The sequence below is a fragment of the Pseudoxanthobacter sp. genome, from assembly GCF_036822375.1.
Lineage (GTDB): Bacteria > Pseudomonadota > Alphaproteobacteria > Rhizobiales > Segnochrobactraceae > Pseudoxanthobacter.
Genome location: NZ_DAISHT010000134.1, coordinates 1 through 9,642, shown reverse-complemented (window position 1 = coordinate 9,642; position 9,642 = coordinate 1). Strand labels below are relative to the sequence as shown.

Annotated in this window: 9 protein-coding genes; 3 read left to right on the top strand and 6 right to left on the bottom strand. The window is 71.2% G+C overall.

Annotation, left to right across the window (positions count from 1 at the left end):
- Nucleotides 1-216: 216 nt before the first annotated feature.
- The 5 genes from V7067_RS12330 to V7067_RS12310 all read right to left on the bottom strand — a co-directional run bounded on the left by V7067_RS12330 (nt 217) and on the right by V7067_RS12310 (nt 4,638).
- Entirely contained in the window at nt 217-1,020 is an 804-nt protein-coding gene (locus V7067_RS12330) for a lysophospholipid acyltransferase family protein (protein ID WP_334176201.1), read from the bottom strand.
- A 31-nt stretch (nt 1,021-1,051) separates the two neighbouring features.
- Nucleotides 1,052-1,435 (bottom strand): Fur family transcriptional regulator, encoded by a 384-nt coding sequence (locus V7067_RS12325; protein ID WP_334176202.1) that lies wholly within the window; start codon nt 1,433-1,435, stop codon nt 1,052-1,054.
- 276 nt (nt 1,436-1,711) lie between these two features.
- A complete protein-coding gene (locus V7067_RS12320) occupies nt 1,712-2,569 on the bottom strand; it encodes a GNAT family N-acetyltransferase (RefSeq protein ID WP_334176200.1) in 858 nt (285 codons plus the stop codon).
- Nucleotides 2,570-2,668: 99 nt separating this feature from the next.
- Entirely contained in the window at nt 2,669-3,382 is a 714-nt protein-coding gene (gene tsaB, locus V7067_RS12315) for a tRNA (adenosine(37)-N6)-threonylcarbamoyltransferase complex dimerization subunit type 1 TsaB (RefSeq protein WP_334176199.1), read from the bottom strand.
- A gap of 53 nt (nt 3,383-3,435) precedes the next feature.
- The gene (locus V7067_RS12310) at nt 3,436-4,638 is read right to left on the bottom strand and encodes an alpha-hydroxy acid oxidase (RefSeq protein WP_334176198.1); all 1,203 of its coding nucleotides are present in this window, start codon (nt 4,636-4,638) and stop codon (nt 3,436-3,438) included.
- A 113-nt stretch (nt 4,639-4,751) separates the two neighbouring features.
- On the opposite strand from V7067_RS12310, the gene poxB reads away from it, so the two are divergent.
- Nucleotides 4,752-6,479: a ubiquinone-dependent pyruvate dehydrogenase gene (gene poxB, locus V7067_RS12305; protein ID WP_334176197.1), complete on the top strand. Its 1,728-nt coding sequence runs from the start codon at nt 4,752-4,754 to the stop codon at nt 6,477-6,479.
- 25 nt (nt 6,480-6,504) lie between these two features.
- On the opposite strand, the gene V7067_RS12300 is transcribed toward poxB, so the two are convergent.
- A complete protein-coding gene (locus V7067_RS12300) occupies nt 6,505-7,446 on the bottom strand; it encodes a sensor domain-containing diguanylate cyclase (RefSeq protein ID WP_334176196.1) in 942 nt (313 codons plus the stop codon).
- 274 nt (nt 7,447-7,720) lie between these two features.
- Between V7067_RS12300 and V7067_RS12295 the strand changes: the two genes are divergently transcribed.
- Together V7067_RS12295 and V7067_RS12290 are read left to right on the top strand one after the other, a co-directional pair.
- Nucleotides 7,721-8,512 carry an FCD domain-containing protein gene (locus V7067_RS12295; RefSeq protein ID WP_334176195.1) on the top strand — a complete coding sequence of 264 codons (792 nt, stop codon included), beginning with the start codon at nt 7,721-7,723 and terminating at the stop codon, nt 8,510-8,512.
- Between the two features lie 81 nt (nt 8,513-8,593).
- Complete coding sequence (locus V7067_RS12290; protein WP_334176194.1) at nt 8,594-9,520, top strand: Gfo/Idh/MocA family oxidoreductase; 927 nt, start codon at nt 8,594-8,596, stop codon at nt 9,518-9,520.
- The last annotated feature ends 122 nt before the right edge of the window (nt 9,521-9,642 follow it).

The window sequence follows — 9,642 nt, the reverse complement described above, 5'->3', positions numbered from 1 at the left end:
TCTGACAGCCGTACGTCTTGACGAAGACGGTGCGCTTGTCGGTCATCAGCGGGGGGCTGCCCCCTCCTTGCATCTCTGGTGCGGCCCTGCGGGCGGCGGGAAACGAAACCGGACGCCGGCGCAGCGGACTGCGGCCGGCCTGACCCGTGCGATCGTGCCGAAACCACGGCCGCAATTCAAGTTAACGGTTTTCCGCGCGCTTGAGAAGCATCGCCTTCAGGGTGCGTCCGCCGGGCGCGGCCGGCCCGTCAGGGCGGCGCCGGTCATGGCGCGCACGGCCTCTTCGGCGGCGGCCGTCACCATCTTGCGGTCGCTGCCGGGGCCGAAGGCGATGGGCTCGCCCCACGTCAGCACGGCCTCCACCGGCCCGGCCTTGAGGAAGCTCCACAGATGGGGGGCCAGATCCATATCGCCATACCAGGCCACCAGCGGCCGCCACTGCCGGCCCATCGGCAGCCCGCCGCGGCGGGTGTAGGCGATGGAGAGCGGCTGCACCAGCACCGTGCCCTCGCCGCTGCCCAGCGCATGGCGGGCGGCGCCGACGAGGGCGGAGCGGAACGGCAGCACCTCGTTGCCGCTGGAGGAGGTACCTTCGGGAAACAGCACCATCGGGTCGCCGTTCTCCAGCCGCTCGGCGATGGCGCGGCTGGCGCGGCCGGTCCCGGTGCGCCGGGTGCGGTCGACGAACACGGTGCGCTGCAGCCGGGCGAGCAGGCCGAACACCGGCCAGCCCTCCACCTCCGCCTTGGCGATGAAGGACAGCGGCAGCCGCGAGCCGATCACCGGAATATCGAGCCATGAGACGTGGTTGGAGAGGATCAGCAGCGGCCGGTCGCCGGCCGGCCGGCCCTGTTCGGTGATCCGCAGCCCGCAGATGCGCAGCACCGTGCGGTGCCACAGCACCGGAATGCGCTGGCCGGCGCGCAGCCGCAGCCGCACGGCCGCCATCTGCGCCGGCAGCAGCACGCAGGTTACCGAAACCAGAGCGGCAAGGGAGGCAATCGCACGCAGCCGTGCCATTTTCGTCCGCTCCCGGCCAGCCGCGGCGGCTTCAGCGCCGGTCCTTGTCTTCGAGCGGCACGCCGTAGAGTTCGAGGCGGTGGTCGACCAGCCGGAAGCCGAGTTCGCGGGCGATGAACTCCTGCAGCCGTTCGATGTCCTCGTTGCGGAATTCCACCACCTTGCCGGAGCGCAGGTCGATCAGGTGGTCGTGGTGGTCTTCCTGCACGGTCTCGTAACGCGAGCGGCCATCGCGGAAATCGTGGCGCTCGATGATGCCGGCATCCTCGAACAGCTTCACCGTGCGGTAGACGGTGGAAATCGAGATGCGGTTGTCGATGGCGTTGGCGCGCCGGTGCAGTTCTTCCACATCGGGATGGTCGTCGGCCGATTCCAGCACGCGGGCGATGACCCGGCGCTGGTCGGTCATGCGCATGCCTTTGGCAACACACTGGTTTTCAAGCGAGAGAACGGCCTCGCCATCGCTCGCCTGCGACTTGGTGTGGATCTGGGTCGTCACCGGTTGCAGCTCCCCTCGCGGCAGCCGCGCCGCGGCCGTGCGGCCGCCGGCGCGGGGCGCCGTTCTCCCTGTTGCGCTGTGCCAGCGGCCGTGCGCGGCAGCGGACCCCCTCGGTCCGCCGCTGTGCTGTTCATGCCGGCCGCCGGCCCTGTTGCAGATTCAAATTAGTCTAGTTTGACCTTTATCCCCGGGCTAGCGGAGATCGCGACGCAAAACAAGGGCATGGCCGTGCCCGGCGGCGTGGGCATAATAACCCCGCCGGAGCCCGACCTGAACAAATCCCTGCCGCCGGTAGACGGCAAGGGCGGCGGCGTTTTCGCTGTCGACCTCCAGAAACACCGCCTCCGCCCGCTCTGCATAGAGCCGGCGCAGGGCCTCTGCCGTCAGCCGGCTGCCGATGCCGCCGCCGCGCCGGGCGGGATCGACGGCGATGGTCAGCACCTCTGCCTCCCCGGCCGCTGCCCGCACGATCATGAAGCCGACCGGCCGGCGGGTACCGAAGGGGGAGGCACGGCGGGCGACGAGGGCGAACGTGCCCGGCGTTGCCAGAAGCGCCGCGATCTCATCTTCGCTCCACACCTGCGCAAAGGAAAGGGCGTGGATGTCGGCCATGTAGGGCAGATCGGCATCGGTGGCGGTTTCGATCGTCACCTCGCCGGCAAGCCGGAAGGCGGTGAGCGGCCAGCTGCCGGCCCATGCCTGCATCAGGCCCTCTGCCCGGCCGGCCGGCGGCGCATCGCGATCCGCGGCCGGCTTGCCGTCCTCGCCGGCCGGCGGTGACGACGGCCGGAGGGCGGTGAGCGAGGGCAGCCACGCCGCGCCCGGCCAGGAGAAGCCGGACCAGGATAAGCCGGACCATGAGAAGCCGGGCCATGAGAAGCCGGACCACGAGAGGTCCGGCCGCGCCGGCCAGTTCAGCGACGACGCCCACGGCAGCGCTTTCCACCACGGTGCGGTGTCCGGTGCCGCCTCGGGCGCGGTGGCCGGCAGCGCGGGTGCCGCCGTCTCGTCTGCGGCGGGCTTTTCGGTCTCGGTCGGCTCGGTTGCCATGGCGGGCTCTGCTTCGTCTCGGGGGCCGCGGGCCGTGCGGCGGTCGTCAGGGTCGGAGGGAAAATCGCGGGGCGCGCGCGCGCGCACACGCGCGCCCGCTCAGCCGGCCGGGTCTGCCAGCAGGCCGGCCTGCCGCGGCTGCGGTCTGGCATCCGGCGCCCGCAGATAGAGCGGCTCCGGCGGGTTTGCGGCCGGCTCGCGGGTTGCAGCGAGGCGGGCGAGAAGGCCGGGATCGGCGCTGCGCTCCGGCTCGACGACCGCCGGCACACGGCCTGCGGCGGCAAGCTGCGCGGCCAGCAGGGCCGCGCCGCTGCCGGCCAGAACGGCGCCTTCCGGCACATGATCTGCGGCGGCGGCCAGATCGGCGGCGGCCGGCGGGGCGAGGGCGCTGCCGTCGGCCCCGAAGGGCTGCAGATAGAGGGCCTCGCGCCGGGCATCGAGCACGGCAACCACCGGAAGGCCCGGATGCGCGGCGCGGGTGGCGGTTGCGATCAGCTCCAGAACGCCGATGCCGATGGCCGGCCGGCCCAGCGCCAGTGCCAGCCCGCGCGCGGTGGCAAGGGCGATGCGCACGCCGGTGAACGAACCCGGCCCGGTGGTCACCGCCAGCCGGTCGATGGCGGCGGGCGCGATGCCGGCCTCGTCCAGAACCGCGGTGATGAGGCCCATCAGCCGTTCCGCATGTCCCGTCGGGAGCGGATCGGTGCGCACGAACAGCCGCTCGCCGCCTGCCGCCGGCGCGCCTGTGCCAAGGTCCAGCAGCGCCACGCCGGCCGCCGGGCCGGCCGTATCGAGGGCCAGAATATACCGCACGTCTTCCAAGATCCTGATATTGAAGGGATTTCAGGCCCTTATCCGGCCCCTGTTTACCATTCCCGCTGCCCCCCTGCAAGCGGCTCGCCGGCCGGCGGCGCGGCGAGGAAGGCCGGCAGGCGGGCGGGGCGGTCGCAGCCGAGCTGCAGCAGCGTGGTGCGGAGCTCTTCCTTCAGCACGGCGATCAGGTGGTCGGCGCCGTCGTCGCCGAGGGTGGCGGCGAACAGGAACGGGCGGCCGAGAAAGACGTAATCGGCCCCGAGCGCGATCATGCGGGCAATGTCGAGGCCGCTGCGCACGCCGCCGTCGGCGAACACCGGCACGTCCGGTCCGAGGCGGGCGCGGATCGCCGGCAGCATGGCGGCGGCGGATGGGGCGGCATCGAGCTGCCGGCCGCCGTGGTTGGAAACGACGATGGCATCGGCCCCGCAGGCGAGGCAGGCGGCGGCCTCCGCGGGGTCCAGCACGCCCTTGACGACGAGCCGGCCCGGCCACTGGTCGCGGATGCGCCGCAGCCTGTCGGCGGTGATGTGGCCGGCGAGCAGGCTGCCGAGGAAGCGGCCGAGGGCCTCAATGCCGAGACCGTCCGGGGCATAGGGCTCCAGATTGCGGAAATGGGGAATGCCGTGGCGGGCGAGGCGGGCGAGCCAGCGGGGACGCGCCAGCATGTGGGCGAGCGTCCGGGCGCCGATCCGCGGCGGCACCGACAGGCCGTTGCGAATGTCCCGCGCGCGGCGGGTGGCGCCGGGAATGTCGATGGTAACCACCAGCACCTCGTAGCCCGCCTGCCGGGCACGGCCGATGAGGTCGCTTTCCAGCGCCGGATCGTTTGGCGGATAGAGCTGGAACCAGCCGTTGTCGCCGGAGTGCCGCTTCATGTCGGCAAGGCTCCGGGTGGCATGGGTGGACAGCACATGAACCACACCGTGGCGGCGGGCCGCGGCGGCGATCGGCGGTTCGCAGCCCGGCCAGATCAGCCCGTTGAGCCCCATGGGCGCAACGCCGAACGGCGCCTCCAGCGTGCGTCCGAACAGGCGGGTGGCAAGAACGGGGGCGTCGGCACCTTCCGCCAGATAACGCGGCATCATGAGCACGCGCTGCAGGTCGTCGATGTTGCGGCGGACGCCGGCCTCCGCGCCGATTCCGCCAATGGCATAGTCCCATGCAAAACGGGGGATTCTGCGGGCAGCCTGTGCTTTCATGTGGGCAACGGACGGATAGCGCTGCTGCATCGCGGCCCTGAGGCGGTCGGCCATTGGTGTCTCGATCTGCCGGGTTACGGTGTGGAGGGTGGCGTCGCTCCGGGGGGAGGTCCGTGGCGGTGCGCAAAGACAATACGCCAGCGGCAGAAAACGGGAAGGATGCAGCGATGACGGGACAACGCGTGGCCGATCTGATGGCCGGGGCGCTTGAGGCGGCCGGCGTCGAGCGGGTGTGGGGGGTGGTGGGCGATTCGCTCAACGGCTTCACCGATTCGCTGCGTCGCAGTCGAAAGATGCGCTGGATGCACATGCGCCACGAGGAGGCAGCGGCTTTCGCAGCCGGGGCTGAGGCCCAGCTCACCGGCCGGCTGGCGGTGTGTGCCGGCAGCTGCGGGCCGGGCAACCTGCACCTCATCAACGGGCTGTTCGACTGTCACCGCACCCGCACGCCGGTGCTGGCCATCGCCGCGCACATTCCGAGCGCCGAAATCGGCAGCGGCTATTTTCAGGAGACGCACCCCGAGCAGCTGTTCCGCGAGTGCAGTCATTATTGCGAGCTGGTCTCCAGCCCCGCGCAGATGCCGCGCGCCATCGAAATCGCCATGCGCACCGCCATCCAGAAGCAGGGCGTGGCGGTGATCGTCATCCCCGGCGACGTGGCGCTGGCGGCGGTCGAGCCGGGTTCGGCGGTGGCGTGGACCGAGGTTGCCATGCCCGTCGTGGTGCCGCCCGAGGCGGAAATCGACCGCCTCGCCGCCCTGCTGAACGGCGCCGGCGCGGTGACGCTGCTGTGCGGGGCCGGCTGTGCCGGCGCGCACGATGCGGTGGTGGCGCTTGCCGGCGCGCTGAAGGCGCCGGTGGTGCACACCCTGCGCGGCAAGGATCACGTCGAGCACGACAACCCTTACGATGTCGGCATGACCGGCTTCATCGGCTTCTCGTCCGGTTATCACGCCCTGCGCGATGCCGACCTGCTGCTGATCCTCGGGGCCGACTTTCCCTATCGCCAGTTCTATCCGAGCGGGGCGACGGTGGCGCAGATCGATATCCGCGCCGAGAATCTCGGCCGCCGCACGCGGCTCGACCTCGGCCTCGCCGGCGATGTCGGCGAAACCCTGCGCCGCCTGATGCCGAAGCTGGCCTCGCGCACCGACGACACCTTTCTGCAGAAGGCGCGGGCGCATTACGGGGCCTCGCGCCGCGACCTCGATGCCCTTGCCACCGGCCGGCCGGGTGTAAAGCCGATCCACCCGCAATATCTCGCCCGCATGATCGACGAGACGGCGGCCGGCGATGCCGTTTTCACCTGCGATGTCGGCGAGACCACGGTCTGGGCGGCGCGCTATCTGCACCTGAAGGGCACGCGCCGGCTGGTCGGCTCGCTGCTGCACGGCTCCATGGCCAACGCCATGCCGCAGGCCCTCGGCATTCAGGCGGCCTTCCCCGGCCGGCAGGTGGTGTCGATGTCGGGCGACGGCGGCTTCACCATGCTGATGGGCGATATCATTTCGGCAACCCAGCTCGGCCTGCCGGTGAAGATCGTGGTGTTCAACAACGGCCTGCTCGGCTTCGTCGACATGGAGATGAAGGCGGCCGGCTTCCTGCCGTTCGGAACGGATCTGCACAACCCGGATTTCGCCGCCGTGGCCGGCGCGCTCGGCATTCTCGGCATCCGCGTCGAGGACCCGGCCGATGTCCGCCCCGCGCTGGAGCGCGCCTTCGCTCATGACGGGCCGGCGCTGGTGGATGTCGTCACCGACCGGCAGGAACTGGTGATGCCGCCGGAGATCCGGGCGGAACAGGCGGTCGGCTTCAGCCTCTATGCGGCGCGGGCGATCATGAACGGCCGCGGCGACGAGATCCTGCAGCTCGCCCGCAAGACGCTGTTCCGCTGAGCGCCAAAGCCCCCGGCGCCGCCGTTCAGCCGGCGGCGCCGAACAGGCCCCACGAACCCTTGCGGTCCTTCTTGAGGCGATAGAGGGCGGCGTCGGCCTTTTCCATGAGCTCGCGCAGGGCCGTGCCGTGATCCGGGCACAGGCTGCCGCCGACGGTCGCCCGCAGTTCCACCGCCTCGCCGCCGAGGCAGAACGGCGGACCAAGGCGCGAAAGCACCGCCTCGCACACCGCCGCGGCCCGCGCGCTGCCGCCGCCCGGGCAGGCGACGTCGATCATGAACTCGTCGCCGCCGAGGCGATAGACGATGTCGTCCGGTCCGGTGCAGGCCCGCAGCCGGGCCGCGAATTCAACCAGAAAGTCGTCGCCGGCGCTGTGGCCGAAGCGGTCGTTGACCTGCTTGAAGCCGTCGATGTCGATCATCAGCAGGGCGCGGTGGCCGTGCATGTCCGCAGGCTGCGCGCCGGCCGGGTTCCACCGCGCCATGAGCGCCCGGCGGTTGGCCAGTCCGGTCAGCGGATCCTCGAAGGCGAGCCGCCGGGCCATCGTCTCGGAGCGCTTATGGGCGGTGATGTCTTCAAAGATGGCAATGCCGACGCCGAGGTCGTGCAGGATGATGCCGCGGTGGATCGCCGAGATCACCCGCCCGTCGGCACAGAGAATGTCGAGTTCGCACGCCTCCACCTCCGTCAGCCCCGAGCCGCCCGGCCGCCAGAGGTTCTGCCAGTTGCCGCGCACGCGGACCCTGTCGTCCTCGCGGATGCAGGCGCGGTCGATCCACTGGTCCACCGTCGTCAGGTCGGCCACCGTGTATCCGAAGGTGCGGGTGAAGAAGCGGTTGCAGAACCGGATCGTGCCATCCGGCAGCGAGGCCCATGACAGGGGAACCGGCAGCACGTTGAGGATGTCGTGCAGCGTGGCGGACGTCAGTGTCCGGCCGGCCTCCTTTTCTGTGAACGGTTCGGACATGTGACCAATCCGGTGCCGGCGCGGGGACCTGTCAGCGAGGGCGGCCTTCAGGGGTGTCTGCAGCGTCTTGACCGCTTTCTACCATGAAGAAACTTGCGCCAGCCCGTTCCCGCACGACAGAAACAAGGCCGGCGCTGCCAGCCGGGCCCCGCTCCTGCCAGCCCGCCGGCCCGGCGCCCGGACCGGCTGTCCGTAAAGTAAAATAATATGACTTTACAGCCCTCCGGCATCGTGGCATCGATGGCCGGGCGTTGAGGCAGCAGGAGAAATGCCCGTGACGGCGCAAGTCCTCGTCATTCCGGCCGGCCGCGCCCACTCCAACCACGCGGCGGTGGCCCGCAGCATCGGCGCCGATATCGTGCGCGGCCATTATGCCGAGGGCGCGCGCCTGCCCGGCGATGCGGAGCTTACGGAGCGGTTCGGTGTGTCCCGGCCGGTGCTGCGCGAGGCGGTGAAGACGCTGGTGGCCAAGGGCCTGCTTTCCACCAAAACACGCATCGGCACCGTGGTGCGCGAGCGGACGGCATGGAACCTGTTCGATCCCGACGTTCTGGCCTGGCATCTCGATGCCGGCATCGACAAGCGCTTCCTGCGCGATCTGGCGGAGATCCGCCTTGCGGTGGAGCCGCGCGCGGCGGCGCTGGCGGCCGAGCGCCGCCGCGCCGGCGACATCGCCGCCCTTGAGGCGGCGGTCGGCCGCATGGGAGCGGCCGCAGGGGCCGGGGAGGGCTTTGCGGAGGGCGGCTTTGCGGAAGCCGATCTGGCCTTCCATCTCGCCGTCGCCAATGCTTCGGGCAACGCCTTCATGCGCTCCATCGGCGCGGTCATCGAGGTGGCGCTGCGCGCCTCCTTCGCCCTCAGTGCGCCGGCCGGCGGGCCGGAGCACGATGCCGTCGTGGCGGCCCACGCACGCATCGCCGCCGCCATTGCGGCCGGCGACGGCGAGGCGGCAGCCGCCGCCATGACGCGCGTCATCCTCAACGGCCTCGGCCGCCACGGCGCCGCCGACCGGCCCGGGGCGGCGGTGGCGGAGACCGCCGGCCGCCCGGCCGGCGAGGACGCCTGACGAAAGGGCCGGGCCGGCCGCCTGCCCGGCCCGTATCCGCTTTCGTTCCCCCGCTCTTTTCAAGCACCGGACAAGACCGTCATGAGCCCGATCCGTCTCGCCATCGTGGGTCTCGGCAAGATCGCCCGCGACCAGCACCTGCCGGCGATCGCCGCCACGCCCGGCTTTGAACTCGTGGCCATTGCCAGCCGCAACGCCACGCAGGAAGGCGTGCCGCACTTCCACAGCCTTGAAGACCTGCTGGCCGGCGGTCCGCCGGTCGATGCCATTTCGCTGTGCACGCCGCCGCAGGGCCGCCGCGCGCTGGCGGAGATGGCGCTCAGGGCCGGCAAGCATGTGCTTCTGGAAAAGCCGCCCGGCGCCACGGTGAGCGAGATCGGCCCGCTTGTGGCGGCCGCCGCCGCGGCCGGGCGCACGCTGTTTGCCACCTGGCACTCGCGCTTTGCCCCGGCGGTGGAACCGGCCCGCGCGCTGCTCGCCGGCCGCACCCTTCGTGCCGTCAGGGTGGAGTGGAAAGAGGACGTGCGCGTCTGGCACCCGGGGCAGGACTGGATCTTCGAGCCCGGCGGCCTCGGCGTGTTCGACCCCGCCATCAATGCACTGTCGATCCTGACGCACATCCTGCCGCGGCCGTTCTTCCTCAGCGCCGCCACGCTGGCCTTTCCGGAGAACCGGCAGGCGCCGATCGCCGCGGAACTCGACTTTGCCGACACCGCCGGCGTGCCGGTGCGCGCCGAACTCGATTTCCTCCAGACCGGGCCGCAGACGTGGGATATCCACGTTGAGACGGATGAGGGCCGGCTGTCGCTGTCGCTGGGCGGCGCCCGGCTGACGCAGGACGGGACGGTGCTGGTGGACGAGAAGGAGGCCGAATATCCCGCGCTCTACCGTCGCTTCGCCGGGCTGATCGAACGCGGGGAAAGCGACGTCGATCTGACGCCGCTGCTGCATGTGGCCGATGCCTTCATGCTCGGCCGCCGCACCGTTGCCGCTCCGTTCTTCGGCTGACGGCCTGCGCGTTCGGCGGCCGGCAGCGGACCGGAAACGGCAGCGGACCGGAAACGGCAGCGGGCCTGAAACGACAGCGCCCGCCGCGGCCGGGGGCCGGGCGGGCGCGGTGCCTGCGGGGG